This window comes from Spirochaetia bacterium 38H-sp (assembly GCA_039023545.1).
Taxonomy (GTDB): Bacteria; Spirochaetota; Spirochaetia; order Winmispirales; family Winmispiraceae; genus Rarispira; species Rarispira pelagica.
The window spans coordinates 87,180-109,660 of sequence record JBCHKQ010000005.1; the positions used below are offsets into that span (position 1 = coordinate 87,180).

Consider the following 22,481-nt stretch of genomic DNA (forward strand, 5'->3'; position numbering starts at 1 on the left):
CAGCAACTATTCTTACGCCCGTAAGCAGCAGAGGATGCGCAGCATCCACTGCGTTCGGTATAAAAAAGGACAGCCCATAAAATGGACTGCCCCTTCTGTAGTCAAAAAAACAAGACTATTTTATCTCAACATGAGCCCAGCCCACGGAAGCCTTAAAATGGATATACCAGAAACCATCAGCCTCGGCCGGAATAGTATGCTGAGCAGTCCAATTGTTGGCAACATCAACACCGTTTACCGTAAGAACATCAACATTCCAGGAGTTGATAAACTTATTCCAGTTAACAGCAGTGCTAAAAGCATCCGTCTTCCAGAAGAACTCACCTCCACCATCATATGTAAAAGGCAGAGTAATAAGCTCATAAGTACCGGAAACAGGTGTAGAAGTTGGACTTGGACTTACAGTAGGAGTCGGCGTAGCTGTTGGAGTTGGAGTTGGAGTTGGAGTTGGAGTTGGAGTTGGAGTTGGAGTTGGAGTTGGAGTTGGAGTCGGAGTCGGAGTCGGAGTCGGAGTCGGAGTAGCTGTAGGCAAGACTGACCCCTCTGCTATCTTAGCCTTTACAAACTTACCTGATTCTGTAAGCTGACTATCAGACCAAGGACCTGTTGTACTTGCACCAGGAACCAATGCAGAGGCTGTCTCAGGCTTGTCAAAAAGTGACCAGTTAGCCCAGCTTATCCCATACTGATTTAAAAAATCCAGCCATACTTGGCTCTCTGCAAGATCCAAACCTCCATTCCCAGATGCATCACAGGTGCCCCACTCTGTTACAAATAGCGCAAGTCCCTTATTCATCGCTGCCACTGCTTTATCTCTAAGATACTGCTTATGTGTCCCAGCATAAAAATGCAGCGTATAAGCTATATTATCGTATCCCTTTATAGGATCATTCGCTGCAATATCCACATCCTGTGACCATGTAGGACTTCCTACCACTATCAAGTTATTTGCTCCCTGCCCTCTTATAGCTGCTATCACCTGCTCTGCATATGCCTTTACATCTGCCCAGCTCTCATAATCCGGCTCATTGTATATCTCAAAGATAACATTGGGCACATTCTTATACTTACCTGCCATCTCCGTAAAAAATCCTACCGCCTCACTGGTATGAATATCATGTGCATGCCAGTCTATTATCACATAGATGCCCTCTGCTATTGCTGCATCCACTACTGTAATAACTCTCTGCTTCTCAGCTGTAGGATTGGTAAGATATCCTCCCATCTCCACTCCCATAGCTGCTCTTACAAGCGTACTACCCCAATCTGCTGCAAGGGTGTGCACCACATCCGCATTCCAGAAAGAACCGCTCCACTGACTCCAAAACAAACTCATACCCTTGAGCTGTATAGGATTCCCTGCCTCGTCAGTAACCTTCCCTCCGCTCACCTTAAGCATACCATGCTGCGATACAATACTGTTTCCGCCTGCTTTCAATACTATTACATCCGTATCAGTCAGTACTTTGTTTCCTATTTCTATCAGATTAGGCATCTGACAAGAAAACAAAAAGACCAATACAAACAACAAAAACATTGCTTTTTCTAATGCTTTCATAAAAACCTCCCGCATCTTTTTGCAGACAGCTGCCACTGTCTGTTTCCGTAAACATATTATATACCCGGTTGATTGTAGCAGTCAACAAAAAGTTAAAAATCTCAAATATCTCAAATTCTATCCCCCCCCCTGTTTTTGCAGACGATACAAAACTATAAAAATATATATTGACCCGTAGAAACAAAACGCATATCATCCTACAAGAACGGTTACTCAATAAACCTCTCGCATCTTTTTGCAGGCAGCTGCCACTGCCTGCTTCTTTTATAATCAGATATAAATCATAGAAAGAAATAAACTTTAATATGATTTTTATAGATTACAAATAAATGCTTGGTTATACATAAAAATAAAAGAAGAGCAAGACCAATCTTACAGTCTCATACAGATTCTGCTATACTGTAGAAAAAATAAAATAATTACAAAAACACCACCACTGTCCCAGCAACAGCTAACACTGTTCCGATTATTTCCATAAGACCAAGCTTCTCTTTATAAATTATTACAGAAGGCGGTATAATAAAAACCGGCACAAGAGCCATAAGCGTAGCAGAAAGAGCTGCTGTAGTAGCCTGCGCAGCAAAAAGACCAAGAGATATACCCAAAAAAGGGCCAAAAAAGGCACCTATTATTATGCTCCTCATAGCAGAAGAATCGGAAAAAGCTGCAAACAATCGCTTTATCCTTCTCATAACAGGTATGATTATAGAAAATCCCGCAAGCCCGGCTATCACTCTGATATAAGTAGCAGAAAACGCATCAAAATCCGGAGCAGCATGTTTACTTATGACAAGACCTCCCGCCTGGCCAAGTGCACCCAGCAAAGCAAGAAGAACACCCATAAGCAACGTCTTTAGAGAAATATTAGGCCTGTCTGCACCATGAGGCGGAGTGCGAAAAACTACGGCAAGAACAATTCCCGATATTATAAGCAGCATCCCGGCAAATTCCACAGGACGCATTGTTTCTCCCAAAAAAATCCAGCCAAGCAAAGCCGTGAGAATAGGTACAGAAGTATAGACCAGCATGGAAAGTCTGGAACCAATCATAACAAAGGCCTCAAAAAGAAAGAGGTCTCCCAGCGCAAGACCTGCAACACCGGATGCCATAAGAGCAATCCACATTTCAGTCGTAGCGCCGTAGGGTAAGAGAGAGCCGTAGCGCACAAGAGAAAGCAGTGCAAAACCTATAAGAGCAATCGCAAGACGTATCCAGTTTACAACCAGGGAACCAACCCTTCTGCCTGCATGCTCAAAGACAATAGCCGTAACAGTCCAGCATACAGCAGTAGCAAGCCCTGCAATCTGTCCCAGAAAATACTGCCCCATAAAACACCGCTTTTTAAAAAGTTGAGAAAATGTATACCAACAAAGAGATAAAGTAAAGACATCCCCGTATTACAATAAAAACAAGGGAATTTATGCCGAACGTAGGGAGCGCGCTCATAAAGGACAAAGGCAAGATGCGCGATCCCTACTGCCTGCAGCAAGTATTATGCAAAAGAGGCAGCTTTTTACTGCACTTCTTCCGCAAGGAAGCAGCACGGACCGCACAGCGGGCCGTGCGTTCGGTCCAAATAAAAAGATGCCAAACATGTGATATATTTATAGATAATTTTCTGTAAATATCATAAAACTACAGTATAAAATCATAGGAGAAGGGTATGAAGCTTTTACTTACAGGAGGAGCTGGCTATATAGGAAGCCATACATATAGGCTGCTCAAGGCACAAGGTCACACCGTAAAAGTGTACGATAATCTATCTAACGGACATGCAGAGGCAGTGGAGACAGATGACCTTATTGTAGGCAGTATACAACACACAGGTACTCTCAAAACACTTCTTGAAACATACAAGCCAGATGTTGTTATACACTTTGCAGCATTTATAGAAGTTGGCGTGTCAGTAAAAAAGCCTTTTGAATTTTTTGCCAACAACACGGAGGGCACACTGGCTTTGACAAAAGCAATGCTGGACTGTGGTGTCAACAAACTCATATTCTCTTCCACGGCTGCGGTTTACGGATATCCAGAGACCACACCAATCCGTGAAACCGCAAAAAAATCACCTGTAAATCCATACGGAACAAGCAAACTCATGGTAGAAGAGCTTCTGGAGTCCCTGAGCCAGTGGGCAGGTCTCAAATACACAGCTATAAGGTACTTTAATGCAGCAGGGGCAAGTGAAGATGCAAGCATAGGGGAGGCTCACAATCCTGAGACGCACCTTATCCCGCTCATTCTCAAGACAGCAACAGGCGAAAGAAAAAGCATCTCCATATTCGGCACAGACTTCCCCACTCCCGACGGCACAGCAATAAGAGACTACATACACGTTGACGACCTTGCCCGCGCACACATGCTGGCAGCAGACTACCTTGCAGATGGTGGAAAATCGGACGTATTCAACTGCGGATACTCAGAGGGGTACAGCGTAAGAGAAGTAATAGAAGCAGCAAAAAAAGTCACAGGCAAAGACTTCCCAGTAGAAGAAACAGAGAGACGGGACGGCGATCCAGCCATACTCATAGCAGACTCAAGCAAAATAAAACAAACACTTGGATGGCAACCTGTCCACAATGACCTAGAATACATAATAAAAACCGCCTACAAATGGGAACAAAACAGAAAATACTGACATACCGAACGTCGGGAGCGCGCTCATACGGCACAAAAACAAAAGCAGCGATCCCTCCTGCCTGCGGCACATAAAAAGCAAAACATCAAGACTCTGCCTCAGCCTTCATCCCCAGCCTTGTGAGAGCAAAATCATACCTTACAGGATCATCAGGACACAAGTTGCGAAAAAAATCCGTAACCTCTGATACAGCCTTAAAATCATTGCTCTTTCTTTTGAGAAAACCTGCTGACCTGCACAACCTCTGCATATGCACATCAAGAGGCACATACAAAACAGAAGGAGAAACACCTTCCCACAATCCCAAATCTATATTATCCCTTCTTATCATCCATCTGAGATACAAAAGCAACCTCTTCCACGTTCCCTTACTCTCAGGAAGTGGAAGCATAATCCCAACATCCACAGGCATATTCTCCCTAAGCTCCCTGCTCATAGACGAGAGAACCAGACGCATATCAGAAACATGACAAAGATGATGCTTAAACCACAGTTCCAGACTGCCATAGCGTTTATACATTGCCTCCGTTGCAAAAACAAGAGAAGCAAGCATCCTAGAATCAAAAAAGCGGTAATAAAGCCCGTCTATTCTGCAAAGAATCTCATCATAAGAAAGAGCACCACACAATGACATAGGTTTAGGAAGTGCGGAAAAAAAAGAAAACAAAAACTTATTCATACTCTTTACATTTCCCAAGGCAAGAGAAGAAGCATAAAACCCTGCTCTTTCCATATCTCCCCTGTCGGAAAAGCGATATATCCACATGGCAGGATCCGTACCTATATAAGAAAAATCATTATACTTCTCATAGATATAATCCAGAAAGGCTTTCCATTCTTCCTTATTCGTAAAAACAGGACTTATCATTTTTTTCCTCTAAGATTTGCATATTTTTATGCTCGACACTATACTCTATTATAGAGAGCCTAAAGTCCATAGGAGAGGACGTGGATACCATAAGAATCGCAATAGTAGAAGACGAAGCTGTCATAGCCCTTGATATAAAAAGAAGACTAGCCAACTTAGGATATGAGATAACTGGGGTTTTTCACTCAGGAGAAGATTTTTTAAAACACGCAATAAACCAGGAAGCAGACCTTGTGCTCATGGATATAGTACTGGATGGACCTATAAGCGGCATAGAAACAGCCAGAATAGCTTATAACAGATACGGCATACCCGCATTGTTTCTGACAGCTTATGCGGACGACACAACCATAGATCTTATAAAATCACAAGAAGGCACAGTAGGCTACATCACCAAGCCATTTAACGAAAGAGAACTTGTAGCATCAATTGAGCTGGGACTTTTTAAACACGATATGGCAAGACAGACAGAAATACAAAAAGAGTGGCTCACATCACTTCTTTCATCGATGGGAGATAGCCTTATTGTACTGGATAATAACGAAAAAATCATATTCTTAAACCACAAGGCAGAAGAACTGTTTGGCTTTAATATAAATGAAATAAAAAATAAAGAAATAGGAGAATTTGTTCTGTTCTTTGATTCTGAGACAGACTTCGAGTTTCCACTTACACATCTGGGCAGTTTCCCTGAGTTTGAGGGTGCACTGTATTTTAAAAACATATATTTTAAGGACAGACAGGGCAATAAGATATACATAGAAGGTAGCGTATCCAGAATCAAGCCACCAATCATCCCTATATCCCTGCAGAATAAAGGAGAAACGCACAATCCATTGCCTTTTTATCTAGAAGAGGGCTATGTCCTTGTAATACGAGATAACACAGCCCTCACAAATCTCACATCCACACTACAATATCACAGTGGTCATGATCCTCTTACCGGACTGATAAACAGAAATCAAATACTCATAAATATTGAAGAAATGCTCAGAGAAAACGAAAAAAACAAAAAAGAAAGCTTTTTCATATTTATCGATATAGATCAGTTTAAGGTTGTCAACAATCTCTGCGGGCAAATAGGCGGAGATATGCTTCTCAAAGAAACTGTAGAAAAGCTAAAACAAATAATACCAGAAAATAGCATACTAGGAAGGCTTGGGGACGACGAGTTTGGGATAATCATCAAGAACACAGCTTTTACTAAGGCGGAAAGGATTGCAAGGAATATAATACGCGCCTTACAGCACTATTTTGAGTGGGAAGGCAATGAAATTCCCATTGCCTATAGTGCGGGAGCTGTCAACATAAGCAGAGAATACGGTGATGTATACGAGATTATATCTGCGGCGGACAGCGCGTGTTCCGTAGCCAAAGAAGAAGGTGGAAACAGAGTAAAAGTATACAAAAAAGAAGATAATGACTTTACAGAAAAACGGGGAGAGCTTAGCTGGATAACAAGGCTCCACGAGGCAATGAGAGGCCATAAGCTGATACTGTATGCACAGGATATAATACCTGTAAAATCGGAAGACACACCCAAGAAAGAGATTCTAATAAGATTAATGGAAGAAGAAGGAGTTCTCATACCTCCAGGAGAGTTTATACCTATAGCAGAACGTTACAATATAATGCCGCTTCTTGACAGATGGATAGTGGATGAGATGCTTGAGTATGCACAGAGATTAAAGGCAATAGGCAAACTGGACAACACTGTCTATGCAATAAACCTATCCAGCACAACACTCCTTGACGAAAGCTTCTCTGATTTTTTAGAAAAAAAGATTGTCAAATCCAACCTACCAGCCGATATGTTCTGCTTTGAAATAACAGAAACAACAGCAATAAAGAATTTTAAAAAAGCAATGATGTTTGTAAAACGCTTTAAAAATCTGGGATGTTCTTTTGCTCTGGATGACTTTGGCATGGGATTTTCATCTTTTGCTTATCTCAAGCAACTGCCTGTGGACTATCTAAAGATAGACGGCTCCTTTGTCCAGACAATCACAAAAAACGATGTGGATTTTGAGCTTGTAAAAACCATACACAATGTAGGCAGAATAATGGGAATGAAGACAATTGCAGAGTTTGTATCAGATAAAGATATATTTGACATGCTGGCATCCATTCCTGTGGATTATGTTCAGGGTTACTTTCTTGGCAGACCACAACCGCTTATAATGCCGGAGTAATTATAATTCTGTTTTTTGTAAAAATTCTTCTATCTCCATTATGTGCAAAAGCAGCTCTTCTTTGTTTCTTATTCTTTTCCCTGTATTTTGCCGCAACACCTTATAAATCTTTTCTATGAGCTCAAATACAGAAGAAAGCAGCTCACAGGATTCTTTACCCGTTCTCATAGCAAGACCACACATTGACGAAAGGCAGGAAGCAAGCTTTTCTTCTCCGTACACAACTGAGGATATTCTACACAGGTCAGCAGCAAGATTATCGATTTTTTCTCTGTATGTTGCAAGTCTGTTTTTGTATTCCATATCCTGTGTTCTTTCTTCTTCTTTATACAGAGCAGAAGATAGTCTCATAAAACCTATCCTGAGACATATTGCATAGAAATTGCTTTCTTCAATATCCCTTGCATCTCCCTTTTTTATCACAGCTTTTTCTTCCTTAGTAAAAAAACCGGCCATATCCTTTTCTGCAGAGATTAGGGCAAATATTCTTCTTCTTAATTCTTCCGGTGTAGGCTTATCTGTTTGCGGTATTTTTTTCAGCACTACAGAAATTTTTTCTACACTTTTTCCTGATAGATACATATAAGAAGACAGTAGATAGATATTCGCAAGAAACATGAGGTCTGACAGTTTTTTTTCCGCAGGGCTCATTATTTGTAGTTATAGGATACAAGCTGACTGATTGCAATCTCTCTCATAGGTCTGCCAAGCAAATATCCTTGAGCAAAGTCACAGCCCAATTCTTCCAGCAGTTTTCTGTGCTCATAAGTCTCTACTCCCTCTACTATGACCTTTTTACCAAGCACATGACTCATTTCTATAAGGCTGGCAAGAACTACCCTGTCAGTCGGACTGTTTTCCGCTTGAGAGAGAAAACTCTTATCGAGTTTTATAAGGTCCACAGGCAACAGCTTTAGATAAGAGAAAGAAGAATAACCGGTACCAAAATCATCCAGAGCTATCTTTATCCCGATTTCACGGAGAGTTTTCATAACATGAAGCGCTGTTTCTATATCATTGATAAGAGATGACTCTGTTATTTCTAGAATAAGCCTAGAAGAATCAAATCCGCTTTCTTCCAGCAGCTCTGATACAAAGCCGGGAAAAGAACGATCAAGAAACTCACGAGTAGAAATATTGACAGAAATATGAGGACAAAAGTGTTCTTCCTGCCACATACTCCCTTGTATCATGGCATCATACAGAACTCTCTGTCCAAGAAGATGAATTGTCCCGTTCTCTTCCATTATAGGGACAAACTCATCTGGCTTTAGAATCGTTCCCTCAGGTTCTCTCATCCTAGAAAGGACTTCTACTGCATGTATGGAAGAAGTATTAAGGTCAATTATAGGCTGATACAGAAGCTGGATATTCTGATTCTTGAGGCTATCTAGTATCACCTGCTCTACCCATAGCCTGCGCTTTAATATACTGTGAAGTTCTGGCGTACAGAAGAAAAAAGCATTCTTTTTTCTTTTTGCAGCCATTAGTGCCGCATCAGCAGCTCTCATAAGAGAAGGCAAGTCTTCTCCATCATCTGGAAACACGCTTATACCTGCACTTGCAGAAAGAGATATCTTTGCAGAGTTTATGTCCACATCATCCCGTATGGAGCTCAATATCCTCTCAGTTATTTCCTCTATGGAAAAACCTTCCCCAAAGTCAGAAAAGGAATCATCCGGCTGCAAAAGAATTATAAACTCGTCACCACCGCTTCTTGCAACAAGATCATTCGGTCCTACATGCTCCAATATTCTGCGGGAATATGTCCTGAGAACATTATTCCCAGCGTCGTGCCCATAAGCATCGTTTACTTTTTTTAATCCGTCTATATCTATTATAAAAAGAACAAGTTTTTTATCTAACCTAGCAGAAAAATCTAGACGTGTTTGTGCAGCCGTTATAAAAGTATCCCTCAGCATGAGTCCAGTAAGAGAATCTCTTATGCCCTGCGGCAAGTTTTCTTTTTTTCTATCGGATTCCAGAAAAAAAACTGTATACTTATCGGAACCGTCAAAAAATTCCTCAGCAGAAACATGTCGTGAAACAACAGTCTCAGAATCAATCTTTAAAAGAGCAGAACCAGAGGATGCATCTTCGTCAGAAAAAAACAAGACATCAAACAGGTTTGTGCCTTCTTCAAGTGTAGAGAACGTCTTTTTTACAGCAGAGTTATACCAACATACCCTGCCTGCATAATCTGTTATAATAATTTCTTGAGGAAATAAACCTACTATTTTTTTAAAAATATCAGGTGACATGAAATTTCCCTATATACATTTTAAAATAAAATGACATAAAAGTCAAATTTCTCTAAAATATCAAAAAGCTTTACCGATAATTATATATTTATAACATACAAAAAACAACATGGCAATAACGCAAAATATATTTTATCAGACTCTTGTCTTTTATAAGACATTCAAGCTGTCTTCTGTATGAGTATAATAACTCTTTATCAAAAAAAGGAGAAAGCGCGCATTTCTTTTTCTTTATTCTCAAGACAGCGCGCTTGCGACGTTCGTTTTTTTGTAAACTCATATGTATTTATGTATGCAGGTGTCTCTTACAAATAAGCACATATATTGAAAGCATGCCGGCAAGATACTATACTTGCTTCAATGAAAAATATTGTTTTGACCGGGCTTAAGCATGCGGGTAAGTCTACACTGGGATATATGATTGCAAAAACATTTGATACGCTATTCTACGACCTGGATACAGAGCTTGAGAGGCTGGCATACAAAAAGACCCACAAGATACTGACTGCTCGACAGATATGGAAAGAACTAGGTGAGGCTTTTTTTAGGGAGATGGAGCTTGAGGCAGCCGCAAGCCTGGCTGAGAAAAACTCCGTGGTGATTGCCACAGGTGGCGGGATAATAGACAATAGGAAAGCACTCTCTATTCTTAAAGAAAACGGTATAATTGTCTATCTTGAGGAAGAACCTGCTGTACTTTTTGATAGGATTAGAAAAGGTGGCATCCCACCTTTTCTGTCGGCTGACAATCCGTGGGAAAGCTTTGTGGCACTTTACAATAAAAGACATAGTGCGTATAAAGAATACGCTGATATAGTGCTTACTCTAAGTGGTGCTAGCCCGGAGGAAGCAGAAGAAATGCTTTTACAGAAATTAAAGGAGACAGAATATGGCTGGGAGCAGCTTTGGTAAGGCTTTTAGGATAAGTACTTTTGGAGAATCTCACGGCAAGGCTGTGGGGGTTATTGTGGACGGAGTAAGACCTCTGCTTGAGCTCTCGGAAGAAGACATACAAAAAGAGCTCAACCGCCGCAAGCCCGGACAATCAGAGGTAGGAACTCCGCGTGCAGAATCGGATATTGTGCACATATACTCCGGTGTTTTTGAGGGCAAAACTACAGGTACACCCATAATGATGATTCTTTACAATCAGGATACAAGACCTCAGGATTATAACGATATCCACAAGCTTTTTAGGCCCGGACATGCTGATTATACTTATCTCAAAAAATATAGGATACGTGACTGGCGTGGAAGCGGAAGAGCATCGGGTAGAGAAACCGCAGGTAGAGTCGCGGCAGGTGCTATCGCCAAGAAGCTGCTTGCAGAAAGAAAGGTAAAAATAACTGCATATACTTTAAAGGCTGCAGGAGTAGAGTGTAAGAAGCTTGATTTTTCGGTTATAGAAAGAAATCCGCTCAGAGCCTGCGATATGGAGGCTGCAGAGCTCATGCTGGAGCGCATACGCGAGGCCAAAGATAAAAAGGACAGTGTAGGCGGTATAGTGGAGTGCAGGATAACAGGTGTTGATCCAGGATTGGGTGAGCCTGTCTTTGATAAGCTCGACGCAGAGCTTGCACATGCCATGCTATCCATAGGAGCTGTCAAGGGGATAGAGTTCGGCGCAGGATTTAAGGCTGCAGATATGTTTGGCAGTGAGCACAACGATGCTATGGATAAAGACGGTTTTGTTACCAACAATGCAGGAGGGATTCTGGGCGGAATATCCACAGGCGAGGAGATTGTCTTCCGTGTTGTTGTAAAGCCTACTTCCTCCATTTCTAGACCTCAAAACACTGTAGATCTTGAGGGAAACGAGGTTAACATAGTAACAGAAGGTCGCCACGATGCATGCATATGTCCCCGCATAGTGCCTGTCGTAGAGGCAATGGCTGCAATCGTTCTGGAGGATCACTACAAAAGGCAGGAAGCTCTCTGGGCATAAAAAAGCCTCCGCAAGGAGGCGTTCGGTTTTAAAATTCTTAAGAACAAATTTTCATATCGAACGGCGGACACCACTGCGGTTGTCCGCCTTTTTTGCAATCACTCCGCAGTCTTTATGCTAAGTTTGGAGGCAACAGCTTGTGCAAGCTTTTTAAACTCATCGTTCTCTGTAAGAAAAGAGAAGTCCCCGCTTCTTCCGGCAGCAGCGAGTTTTGCATCCATCATGATAGAACCTAGAAAATCAGCATCAAAGCGTTTTGCAGTTTCTGCCGTTGTTCCCTGGCCAAAGACATCACCTGCCATATTTTCGACAATTCCTATAAGGGGTATGGACAGCTTTTCAAATGCATCTATGCCTCGCACAAGGTCTTCTTGCGCTAGCGGATGAGGTGTCGCAACAAGTACTCCGCCGGTAACAGGCAGAAGCTGGCTGACACTGAGCTGGACATCGCCTGTACCAGGAGGCATGTCTATGAGCAGATAGTCAAGTTCCGGCCAATCAACCTGAGAGATAAGGGAATTGAGCATGCTGTGGAGCATAGGACCGCGCCAGACAAGCGCCTGATTTTCCTCCACAAGAAAACCAACACTCATAAAAACTATCCCGTCGGCAGTTCTTGCAGGAACAATTTTCTCTCCAGCCTGAGCAGGCATATGCTTTGCAGGCAGAAGACGGGGTATATTGGGACCGTATATATCAGCATCAAGCACACCCACCTTTGCTCCGTCCTGCGCGAGGAGCCTTGCAAGAAGAACTGTTACCGTGGATTTACCTACTCCACCCTTTCCGCTTCCTACGGCAAGAACAGTTTTTACTGGAACATTAAGCTTATCGGCTATTCGGTTATCGGAGCGTACTCTAGATGTCAGCTTAACATCAACTTCATCTATACCCTGCACAGAAGACAATATAGCTTTCTTGCTCTGCTCAACAAACTGTTCTTTTATGGGGCAGCTGGGAGTGGTAAGCTCAAGATTAAAAGAAACTCTGGATTCTTCTATAACAAGATCCTTTACAAAGCCAAGCTCAACAATATTTTTACCAAGATCTGGATCCATTATGGAAGACAGAGCCTTCAAAACAGCATCTTTTGTTTTTTGTACATTACTCATGCAGGAAAATTACGCAAAGAAAAACAAATCGTCAACAAAATAGAAGAAGCAAATGCATTTACTTATCATCCGGTCTTTTATCCCCTCTGTCAAACACAGACAGTACAAAAAGAGATATCCCAAGAGTTATAAACAAAACAGGCCACCAACGTATGACAAACAACTTAAAATCATCTTTAATCACATCCAGACTAAAAAGCATAAAAAATACGGACATAAAAAAGATAGCAATCCCGGGTATGGAAAAAGAGTAATATCTGGACGGTTTCCTACCATAGCCATAGAAAAAAAGTACAATTCCCACACCCATTGGGAAAATAGGCCATATTCTGCCAAGAGACAAAGAGGGACCAATCACGTTGGAAAGAATAAGCATTACACCCCAGAAACAAAGGACTATTCCAAGAGCAATACTTATCTTCCTGCTTTTTACAAAAAAGAATTTAAATAATATAGAAGAAATCCCCAAAATTATGAGGAGAGAGGGCCACAGGTGTGTCATAGAAACAACAATACCTGTCGTTCTTAAAAGAAGAACAACTCCTATTATAGTAAAAACAAGTCCTGCGACTCCCAATCTCCTGTTTAACATAATATCTCCTTACATGTGAGAAATAATCTGATCTGCAAACTCGCTGGTTGCTACCTTTGTAGAACCTTCCATAAGTCTTGCAAAATCATAAGTAACCTTTTTTGCTTCAATCGCTCTTGTTATACCCTTTTCTATAAGCTCTGCAGCCTCTCTCCAACCCATATATTCAAACATCATCTTACCAGAAAGAATGACAGAGCTTGGATTTACCATGTCTTTACCTGCATACTTGGGAGCAGTCCCATGCGTTGCTTCAAAAATAGCATATCCGGTATCAAAATTGATATTCGCTCCGGGAGCAATACCTATACCGCCTACCTGAGCCGCAAGAGCATCGGACATATAGTCTCCATTGAGATTCATAGTGGCAATAACATCAAAATCGGAAGCTCTTGTAAGAATCTGCTGCAAAAAAGCATCCGCAATGGCATCCTTGATGAGAATTTTACCTTCAGGGATGTTACCATCGGGTATATCATCCCATGTAACAATCTTATCGCCAAACTCCTCTTTTGCCAGCTCATAGCCCCAGTTTCTAAATGCTCCCTCGGTATATTTCATAATATTGCCTTTATGTACGAGTGTTACCGATTTTCTGTTGTTCTCTATCGCATACTTTATGGCAGCTCTAACCAACCTCTTTGTACCAAAGGAACTTATAGGCTTGATTCCTATACCAGAATCCTCACGGATACTCCAGCCAAGCTCGTTTTTGAAAAAGTTTATTATCTTTAAGGTTTTTTCATCACCAGCAGGAGATTCAAAACCGGCATAAACATCCTCCGTATTTTCTCTAAAAACCACCATATCCACAAGCTCAGGTTTTTTAACAGGAGAAGGAATTCCTGGATAATATTTTACGGGACGCAAACAGACATACAAATCAAGAACCTGTCTTAAAGTAACGTTGAGACTTCTGAACCCACCGCCTACAGGAGTCGTAAGAGGACCTTTTATCCCCACAAGATATTCTCTAAATGAATCAAGAGTCTCATCAGGAAGCCAATTACCTGTTTCTTTATAAGCCTTCTCCCCCGCAAGAACCTCTTTCCATTCTATTTTTCTACTTCCCTTATATGCTTTTTCTACTGCAGCATCAAAAACTCTGACAGAGGCATTCCATATATCCGGTCCAGTACCATCGCCCTGGATAAAAGGGATAATAGGATTATCCGGAACAATAAGCCTGTCATTTTCTTTTCTTATCTTTTCCGCCACTTGCGTTCTCCTTGGAAATTTTATTTATAAAATACTATACACAGCCAGCTTATACCTTGCCAACCCTCTTTACAAAAGATAGTATTAACAAAGTTTATGAGACTCAATAAACTTGTTATAATTATAAGTATAAGTATATTATCGCTGATTTTTTTCTTTGTCCCCTCTCCTCCATGGGTTTCTGTATATTTGGGAGGCACAAACAATATAGAAAAGAAAACATTAAGAGAACTTTACCAGCTTATAGAAACATCTTCTCCTGATGTTTCTTTTATAGCTGCAAAGAAAATAGCAACCTATCTAGCGGAAACAAAACAATGGGAAAAAAGAGCAGGTTTTCTATCATATATGGTTTCCAGAGCTCCTCAAGAAAACATAAGTGCATATTATATTTTTCTGCTTGCAGAACAATACAGACAGAATAACAAAACAAACCTTGCCATAAATTATTATAAACGCATAGTCAACACATATCCTGACCTTGTTCTAAAAGGCCAGCATTTACACTTGGAAAGTCTTAAAGAAATCGTAGAAAGGCTTGATGATCCGTGGGAAAGGATAAAATATTATAACCTACTTATACAAAAATTTCCTTCACAGATAGATACAGGTGTGGCCTATTATTTCCTTGCAGAAGCATATAAAGATGCGGGCATGTGGGATGAAGCCCTCAAAACTTACAAGATATTTTTAAATTATCCTGACAGCAATATACCAGGTGAACCCAATGCATATCTCAAGGTTTCGGAACTTTTGGATTTTCACAACTCGTCAAAAAATTGGCTTTTTGAAGATCTAGAAAGCCTTGTAGATGCCATAAAGTATGCAATTTACACAAGAAATTCGGCTCTTCTTGCAAGATACAGAGCAAAGGTAAACTTCTTTTCCATATCTTGGGAACAAGAAAAAACAGCAAAAAATGCACAGATTATCTTTGATTTCAGAGCATTTTTCTCTGGTGGAAGAGTCAGATTCAGTGATAATATAGATAAGTCGTCCAATGCAAAAGAAGCATATCTAAAGACATGGGGCTGGTCATACCGAATAAATACATGGTATTTGTATTTTAGAAAGGTGGATTATCCTTTTGATCCGGAAATAGACGGAAAGTGGGAATGGGCAGGCATATATTTTGGCGAAAAGCTTTGATAACTCTCATATTTTTTGCTCTTGTAGCAGGGAATTCCTTCTCGGAAAATAAAAAAAACCCTGTCTTTTATAGAACAAAAAATGTAGAAAAACATAAAGAAGATATATATCACCATAACTGGCCAAAATATTATAGTATCAATATCCCCAATCATCAGTTAATACAACAAGAAATAAAACGTTTGTCTCAAGGCTATAATAAAAAGGATTTAGAACTTAGCATAATACACTCAGAAGAATACTGGCATTATATAGAGACGATGCTTGTGAAATATAAAGCTCCATGGGAGCTAATATATCTTCCCATAGTAGAATCTCATTACAATATCTACGCAGTCTCATCATCTGGAGCAACAGGGCTATGGCAATTTATGCTCAATTCCATACATCCGTGGATGACAATCAACCAGTGGATGGACGAAAGAAGAGACTTCTTTAAATCTACAGAGGCGGCAATAGAAAAATTATTATACAATAAGGAAATAACAGGAGACTGGCTTCTTGCCGTAGCAGCTTACAATGCAGGATTGGGTAAGATAAGCAGAATAATAAGTTCTTCCTCAACAAGAGACTACTTTCAACTAACAGATAATAGACTTCTTCCGTACCAAACACAATATTATGTTGCAAGGCTTATTGCAGTAACCTATATCTTAAGCAACAAGACCAAATTTGACATAAGCATAAGATGGCCAGATGCCGTAGAGTGGAAAAGCTTGGAAACAAAAAAACCTATAATGCTCAATCTTCTTGCAAAAGCATGCAATATACCTACGCATGAGCTGAGAAAAGCTAATGCAGAACTTATTTTGGGTATAAGTCCACCAGGACACATAATAAAAATAAAAAAACAATACTATGAAACAGCAAAAAACATCATAGAAAACCATAATATCCCTCTTATGGATATAAAAATACACACTATAAAAACAGGAGAAACACTTTCAAAATTATCTAAAGATTATGGAGTACCTCTCTCGCTTATATATCTTTACAATCCAGACAAAGACCCAAGAAAAATACAGATTGGAAGTAGCATAATAATACCTTTAGTAGGGAATAAAATCTTGGATAAAAAATCATCAATGCCCCAAAATATTGTTTGGACAGAACATATTGTTAAAAATGGGGAAACTCTATGGGGAATATCCAGATTATACTCAACCAAAGTAGAATGGATAAGCGAAGCAAACAATATAGGCATAAATTCAATAATAAAACCCGGCATGAACCTCAAGATACCTGTACCAAAAGTCGAATAATAAACTAATGGATAAAAAAACAATCATATTTTTGTTTTTCTCTTTTATATCCTCGATAACATTGTCATCACAACAAGAAAAACAAGCAGAACTCAAATATACTCTGGACTGGAAATCAGGAAAGCTTAGCATAAGCCTAACCCAATCAACACGAGAGAAAGAACTAAGTCCCATATCACCTTACATAACACAAAGAGAAATAGAATCCCTTCTACCTTATTACATAAAACTTGCAATGGAAAAGATACAAGTAAACTCAAGGGAAAATATATCAGATATTCTTTTAAAACAACCACAATTGAATCTACAGCTTTTGGAAATAGATAAGGAAATAAAGAACAAAAATATAAGTTACAGCGATGACCTTGATAGTCTTACAATATCAGTAGACATAGAGCTATTTCCGTCAATAGCAGAGCTTCTTATAAATCATAGTATGACAGAAGAAATACCTCACAGACTCGGATGGGTTGCAGCAGATAGTTTTACTGGTCTTGTAATAGACGCAAAAGGAGAACTCCCTATTTATGGTACAGAAAATAAAGGAAAGCTGATTCCAGCTATATTTCCTCGCATATTTAACAGCCGTGGAGAATTAATATTATCAGTAGAAATGCTGGATCCAAAAACAGCAAAAAAAACAGGCATTGCAGCTTACACCGATTCGTATGACGAAAAGCCTTTTCTGAACAGAATAGGTCAAAAACCTCTTAGGATAAAGGCAAAAGCAATATTTGGTAAAAATCCAACAGATATAGTCTTACCAGAAGAAGCTATAAAACTTCTTCTGGCAAAGGATGAAAATAGAAAAATATTACAAGAAGGTAAAATTCTTATTATCTGTGACAACGTGATACAAGAAGAGCCATGACTTCCGCATCTCTAAGCATATTATCAATGAGACAATACTCATTGGGTTGATGTGCCATTTCTCCAACAGTAGACCACACAACAGCTTCAAAGCCTTTATTACGCAGTGGAGCTGCAACAGTCCCACCACCTATTCCCATAGGTTTTGCTCTTATACCATAGACTTCACCTATTGCCTCTTCAAGAGCTTTTACAAGCTTGCCATCAGAAGGGGTAGGGAGAGAGGTTATCCTATGTACAGTCTCTATATTAATCTCCACTCCATATTTTTTCTCGACCTCCTTACAGATAGACTCTATCTTAGAATAGACTTCGTCTAGATCAACCTCAGGAAGTATTCTGCAATCCACATAGAAAACATCTTCTCCTGGAACCGTATTGATATTGGGAACATTTGCCATTTTCTTGGATGGAACAAAAGTAGAAAAAGGTGGAGTAAACAGCTCATTGGTAGTAGAAAAAATCTCACCAAGAGAAGCAAGCCTCACAACAAGCTCGGAACCGGCAACAAATGCGTTCTTACCCAAATCAGGCCTAGAAGCATGGCACTGAACTCCCCTTGTTGTAAACTTAAGCCACATAAGGCTTTTTTCTGCAACCTCTATCATAGAGCTGTCAGGCAAACCTCCATCAGGAACCAGAAAGACATCCCCTTCTTTAAACAGTTCTCCATGCTGCTCGAGTAGTGCAATTATTCCATACTCATTGCCAAATTCTTCATCAGCTACAAAAAGAAGCTTAAGAGAACAAGTCAGCTCCAAATCAAGCTCAAGTATAGCAAGCGCTGCAAAAATGCTGCTTACCAAAGACTGCTGATTATCCTCTGTCCCTCTTCCATATATCTTGCCATCTTTAACAACAGCAGAAAAAGGGTCTGTTTCCCACAGAGAATATTCCCCGGGAGGAACAACATCAAGATGAGTCATAATCCAAAAAGAAGAAGAATTATTATCTTTATCTATATTATCTATAGAACAGATTACAGAAGGCCTGGAGCCTCTCTCTGCTCTTTGGTCAGGAACCTCTATAACAGAGATGGTTGCATTGTATCCTTTATCTTTTGCAACAGATATGAGGTTTTCGTCAAGCCAAGCAATCAGAGCTTCTGCTTTCTGCCACTCTCCCTTGCCTCCTATATCAGGAGCAAGAGCAGGAATTGCTGTAAGAAGCTTCTGAAGCTCTATCATATCGGACTTTCTGGATTTTATATAGGCTTTTATTTTTTCAGCACTCATTATTCCCTCCATTAAATTTAAGCACTAGGTTTTTGCCTCCCTGAGAAAGTTTCATAAGCTCAGTTTTAAAATTATGCCACTTAGTTTCTGCAATAGAGGCATCAAGCTCAACAGAGCTCGCATAGTTTTCATTCTTTATTTTCAAAGAATACTTGTCAACAAGCGGTTTTATCCTGTGATAAAGTTCGTAAGAACATGACAGGGAAAACTCACACATAGGAACATACTCACGAATGTCGGAAGAATCAAGGGCAAGTCTGGCAGCCTCCGCATACGCATGAACAAGTCCTCCTGTTCCAAGTTTTATTCCACCAAAGTATCTAATAACAACAACAAGGAGATTCCACAGGTTCCTTCCTGTTATCTGAGAAAGAACGGGTTTTCCAGCTGTTCCATGTGGTTCACCATCATCGCTCATGCCAATAATCTCAGAACCTGGCTTGCCTATGGCATATGCATATACAACATGAGTTGCATCAGAATATTCTTCTCGTTTCTTTTTTATCTCTATCTCTGCCGTATCCCTATCTATCACGGGAATAGCATAGGATATAAAACGAGAACGCTTTACAGTATATTCTGCCATGGAAACGGAAGATATCATAAAGTAAGAACTCATATAACAAGATTATATAAGACTCTAAAAACACTCAATATATAAAAAAATACGACAATACTTTTCTTATGGTAATTTATCGAGTAATATGCATTATACGGAGGAAAAAATGGATTATGTAAAGACAATTGCCCTTGTTGCACATGATAATAGAAAGCAGGATTTACTTGAGTGGGTAAGATGGAATTATAAAACTCTTATCCAGCATAAGCTTGTATGCACAGGTACTACAGGAAAGCTTGTACAAGAAACCATAACAGGTCTTATGGAAGAAGGAGACAGACAGACATATCCCATTATAAGATTAAAGTCAGGACCATTGGGAGGAGACCAGCAGCTTGGCGCTATGATAGCAGAAGAGAAAGTTGATATACTTATATTCCTGTGGGATCCAATGGAACCTCAACCACATGATGTCGATGTTAAGGCTTTATTAAGAATAGCAGTTCTATATAATATTCCCATAGCAAACAACAGATCCACAGCAGACTTTATTATCTCATCAGAGTTGTTTAAACAGCAATACCAGCCCATAAAGAGAGATTATTCCAGCTATTTAAACAGAACAGTACCCGGAGAATAAAAGATGCAAATAATCCTTGCCAGCAACAATCAGCACAAAAAAGAAGAACTGGGGAAGATACTTTATCCCCACACCATACTATTGCCTCAGGACATGGGTATAAGCTTCTCCTGCGAGGAAACAGGAAAGACATACATAGAAAATGCGATACAAAAAGCACAGACATTATACAAACAGATAGAGAAACCTGTTCTTTCCGATGATTCTGGGCTTAGTGTTGAAGCACTTGACGGAAGACCTGGAATACATTCTGCCAGATTTGGAGAACAGGAAACAGGAAAAAAGCTTAACCAGAAAGAAAAGAATAGACTTCTTTTGGAACTTATGGGTGACAAAAAAGAACGAAAAGCAGCATTTGTCTGCTGCATGGTTCTTTTTATAAACCCATTGAGAATATATGCTGTGCAGGAAACACTGGAAGGTTATATTGCAACAGAGGAACGCGGGACAAACGGATTTGGCTATGACCCTATCTTCTATCTGCCACAATATGATAAACACCTTGCAGAACTATCTCCCGAGGAAAAAAACAAGATATCCCACAGAGGGAAGGCAGCAAAAAGAATATCAAAACTTTTGGAGGATATATGAAACTCATCACAAGAAAAGAACAAAAAAAGCAGGATTGCTGGGATTTATCTAGCCTCTTTGCAAACGATAAAGAGTGGGAAGAAACACTAGAAGAAATAAAAAAAGAGATTCCTGTTCTGCTAGAGTATAAAGGAAAGCTTTCCCAATCCGTTAAAGTTTTTTCGGACTTTCTGGTTAAATATTTCTCCTTATTACAAAAAGCAGAAGCCTTAGGTGTATATGCATATCTAAGACTTTCTGAGGACGGAGGAGAAGCAGAAAGACAAAAATTATGGGGTATTTATCTGGGATTTTCCGCACAATTTTCAAGTGCACTCAGTTTTGTAGAACCAGAGATTCTAAAGTTGCCTCAAGAAATAACAGATTATGTGCTCAAAGATGATTCTCAAAAAGATTATCACATCTGGTTAAAAAAGCTTTTGAGGTATAAAAAATATATACTTACGGAAGAACAGGAAAAACTTCTTGCAGAACTTTCCGAGTCCAGGTCTCTTGCTCAGAGGGCTTTTTCTGCTCTTAATGATGTGGATATGGAATTTGGCACTGTGGAGACAGAAAAGGGGTTGGAGTCTTTGACTCATGGCTCATATATGCGCTTTATGGAAAATAGAAACAGGGCTATAAGAGAACAAGCATATATGCAGTATCTTAACCAATATAAGAAACACTACAATACAATATCCACGCTTTATACAACTCAGGTAAAGCAAAATTCAACAGAAGCAAGGTTAAGAGGCTACAAGTCATCCCTGGAAGCCAAGCTTTATCCTGACGATGTTTCTACAGAACTGTATACACATCTGATAAAACAGGTAGAAGAAGCACTCCCTGTGCTGCATAGATATTATGAGCTTAGAAGAAACAAGTTAAACCTGGATAAACTAAAGCTCTATGATACAAAAGTTCCTCTCACATCGGAGCCAAAAATCAATTACCCGTATGAAGAGGCTGTAGAAATTGTCTGCAAGGCACTTAGCCCGCTGGGAGAGGATTATACCAATGTTTTAAAGAAAGGACTCACCTCAGGGTGGGTAGACAGATATGAGAACAAGGGTAAACGTTCTGGAGCATTTTCCTATGGCTGTTACTCCGGAGAACCTTATATCCTGCTCAACTATGATCCCACAGTGCTGAGACACGTCTTTACACTGGCACATGAGGCCGGACACTCCATGCACTCATATTACAGTGTAAAAAATAACCCCTTCCCACATTATAACTATTCAATCTTTGAAGCAGAGGTAGCATCCACATTCAACGAGGAGCTCCTTTTGGACTACATGCTCAAGCAGGCGGATAAGACCTTAAAAACAGCACTCATACTCAAACATACAGATGAGCTGATAGGCACCTACTTTAGACAGACAATGTTTGCAGAATTTGAGCTGGCTGTGCACAACATTGCAGATGCAGGACAACCCGTAACCGGGCAAAACATCCTGGAGATTTACCAAAAACTGCTAAAAAAATACTTCGGTCCTGCAGTAGAGATAGGAGAAATAGACTGCTACGAATCATTAAGAATTCCTCACTTTTACAGAGCATTCTACGTATACAAATATGCAACAGGCATAACAGCAGCTCTCAATCTTGCAGAGGCTGTAAAACAGGATAAAGCCGGAGCAAAAGAAGCATACAGACAATTCTTATCAAACGGAGGCTCATCCTTCCCCATAGAAAACCTGAAAAAAGCCGGGGTAGACCTCATGAGTGACGCTCCGTACAAAAGACTTTCTGAAGTTTTTGCCTCTCACGTAGCTGAGCTGGAAAAATCTCTTCTGTAAAAAAGCG

The 22,481-nt window shown here is 40.0% G+C and carries 20 protein-coding genes; 10 read left to right on the forward strand and 10 right to left on the reverse strand.

The annotated features are described in order from the left end of the window. Positions 1-115: 115 nt before the first annotated feature. Together WKV44_09575 and WKV44_09580 are read right to left on the reverse strand one after the other, a co-directional pair. Entirely contained in the window at positions 116-1,558 is a 1,443-nt protein-coding gene (locus tag WKV44_09575) for a cellulase family glycosylhydrolase (GenBank protein ID MEM5948787.1), read from the reverse strand. A gap of 419 nt (positions 1,559-1,977) precedes the next feature. Continuing rightward, the gene (locus WKV44_09580) at positions 1,978-2,886 is read right to left on the reverse strand and encodes a DMT family transporter (GenBank protein MEM5948788.1); all 909 of its coding nucleotides are present in this window, start codon (positions 2,884-2,886) and stop codon (positions 1,978-1,980) included. Positions 2,887-3,221: 335 nt separating this feature from the next. Here WKV44_09580 and galE point away from each other — a divergent pair, with 335 nt between their 5' ends. Beyond that, entirely contained in the window at positions 3,222-4,196 is a 975-nt protein-coding gene (gene galE, locus WKV44_09585) for a UDP-glucose 4-epimerase GalE (GenBank protein MEM5948789.1), read from the forward strand. 85 nt (positions 4,197-4,281) lie between these two features. Here galE and WKV44_09590 read toward each other — a convergent pair whose 3' ends face one another. Beyond that, on the reverse strand, positions 4,282-5,064 hold the full coding sequence (locus WKV44_09590) for a TIGR02757 family protein (protein ID MEM5948790.1): 783 nt from the start codon (positions 5,062-5,064) through the stop codon (positions 4,282-4,284). An 80-nt stretch (positions 5,065-5,144) separates the two neighbouring features. Between WKV44_09590 and WKV44_09595 the strand changes: the two genes are divergently transcribed. Further along, entirely contained in the window at positions 5,145-7,256 is a 2,112-nt protein-coding gene (locus WKV44_09595; GenBank protein MEM5948791.1) for an EAL domain-containing protein, read from the forward strand. Here the strand turns inward: WKV44_09595 and WKV44_09600 are convergent, their stop codons facing one another. After that, positions 7,257-7,907 carry a hypothetical protein gene (locus WKV44_09600; protein ID MEM5948792.1) on the reverse strand — a complete coding sequence of 217 codons (651 nt, stop codon included), beginning with the start codon at positions 7,905-7,907 and terminating at the stop codon, positions 7,257-7,259. Then, positions 7,907-9,517 (reverse strand): EAL domain-containing protein, encoded by a 1,611-nt coding sequence (locus WKV44_09605; protein ID MEM5948793.1) that lies wholly within the window; start codon positions 9,515-9,517, stop codon positions 7,907-7,909. The genes WKV44_09600 and WKV44_09605 overlap by 1 nt, the downstream gene beginning before the upstream one ends. Positions 9,518-9,877: 360 nt before the next feature. Between WKV44_09605 and WKV44_09610 the strand changes: the two genes are divergently transcribed. After that, a complete protein-coding gene (locus tag WKV44_09610) occupies positions 9,878-10,429 on the forward strand; it encodes a shikimate kinase (protein MEM5948794.1) in 552 nt (183 codons plus the stop codon). Continuing rightward, the gene (aroC, locus tag WKV44_09615; GenBank protein MEM5948795.1) at positions 10,407-11,462 is read left to right on the forward strand and encodes a chorismate synthase; all 1,056 of its coding nucleotides are present in this window, start codon (positions 10,407-10,409) and stop codon (positions 11,460-11,462) included. The genes WKV44_09610 and aroC overlap by 23 nt, the downstream gene beginning before the upstream one ends. 98 nt (positions 11,463-11,560) lie before the next feature. Here the strand turns inward: aroC and WKV44_09620 are convergent, their stop codons facing one another. From WKV44_09620 to icd, 3 genes are read right to left on the reverse strand one after another with little or no spacing between them, the layout of a single operon-like run. Then, complete coding sequence (locus tag WKV44_09620; GenBank protein MEM5948796.1) at positions 11,561-12,574, reverse strand: P-loop NTPase; 1,014 nt, start codon at positions 12,572-12,574, stop codon at positions 11,561-11,563. A gap of 58 nt (positions 12,575-12,632) precedes the next feature. Beyond that, the gene (locus tag WKV44_09625; GenBank protein ID MEM5948797.1) at positions 12,633-13,166 is read right to left on the reverse strand and encodes a DUF5668 domain-containing protein; all 534 of its coding nucleotides are present in this window, start codon (positions 13,164-13,166) and stop codon (positions 12,633-12,635) included. Positions 13,167-13,175: 9 nt separating this feature from the next. Beyond that, positions 13,176-14,384: an NADP-dependent isocitrate dehydrogenase gene (icd, locus tag WKV44_09630; GenBank protein ID MEM5948798.1), complete on the reverse strand. Its 1,209-nt coding sequence runs from the start codon at positions 14,382-14,384 to the stop codon at positions 13,176-13,178. A 96-nt stretch (positions 14,385-14,480) separates the two neighbouring features. Here icd and WKV44_09635 point away from each other — a divergent pair, with 96 nt between their 5' ends. From WKV44_09635 to WKV44_09645, 3 genes are read left to right on the forward strand one after another with little or no spacing between them, the layout of a single operon-like run. After that, a complete protein-coding gene (locus tag WKV44_09635; protein MEM5948799.1) occupies positions 14,481-15,533 on the forward strand; it encodes a tetratricopeptide repeat protein in 1,053 nt (350 codons plus the stop codon). After that, the gene (locus WKV44_09640) at positions 15,530-16,795 is read left to right on the forward strand and encodes a LysM peptidoglycan-binding domain-containing protein (protein MEM5948800.1); all 1,266 of its coding nucleotides are present in this window, start codon (positions 15,530-15,532) and stop codon (positions 16,793-16,795) included. The genes WKV44_09635 and WKV44_09640 overlap by 4 nt, the downstream gene beginning before the upstream one ends. 7 nt (positions 16,796-16,802) lie before the next feature. Beyond that, on the forward strand, positions 16,803-17,666 hold the full coding sequence (locus tag WKV44_09645; protein MEM5948801.1) for a hypothetical protein: 864 nt from the start codon (positions 16,803-16,805) through the stop codon (positions 17,664-17,666). On the opposite strand, the gene WKV44_09650 is transcribed toward WKV44_09645, so the two are convergent. Further along, positions 17,632-18,900, reverse strand: a complete 1,269-nt coding sequence (locus tag WKV44_09650) for a M20 family metallo-hydrolase (protein MEM5948802.1) — start codon at positions 18,898-18,900, stop codon at positions 17,632-17,634. The genes WKV44_09645 and WKV44_09650 overlap by 35 nt on opposite strands. Further along, a complete protein-coding gene (locus WKV44_09655) occupies positions 18,890-19,519 on the reverse strand; it encodes a YigZ family protein (protein MEM5948803.1) in 630 nt (209 codons plus the stop codon). Before WKV44_09655 ends, WKV44_09650 begins: the two co-directional genes overlap by 11 nt. 106 nt (positions 19,520-19,625) lie before the next feature. Here WKV44_09655 and WKV44_09660 point away from each other — a divergent pair, with 106 nt between their 5' ends. From WKV44_09660 to pepF, 3 genes are read left to right on the forward strand one after another with little or no spacing between them, the layout of a single operon-like run. Then, positions 19,626-20,099, forward strand: a complete 474-nt coding sequence (locus WKV44_09660) for a methylglyoxal synthase (protein ID MEM5948804.1) — start codon at positions 19,626-19,628, stop codon at positions 20,097-20,099. A 3-nt stretch (positions 20,100-20,102) separates the two neighbouring features. Next, a complete protein-coding gene (gene rdgB, locus WKV44_09665) occupies positions 20,103-20,690 on the forward strand; it encodes an RdgB/HAM1 family non-canonical purine NTP pyrophosphatase (GenBank protein ID MEM5948805.1) in 588 nt (195 codons plus the stop codon). Beyond that, on the forward strand, positions 20,687-22,474 hold the full coding sequence (pepF, locus tag WKV44_09670; GenBank protein ID MEM5948806.1) for an oligoendopeptidase F: 1,788 nt from the start codon (positions 20,687-20,689) through the stop codon (positions 22,472-22,474). Before rdgB ends, pepF begins: the two co-directional genes overlap by 4 nt. Positions 22,475-22,481: the final 7 nt, after the last annotated feature.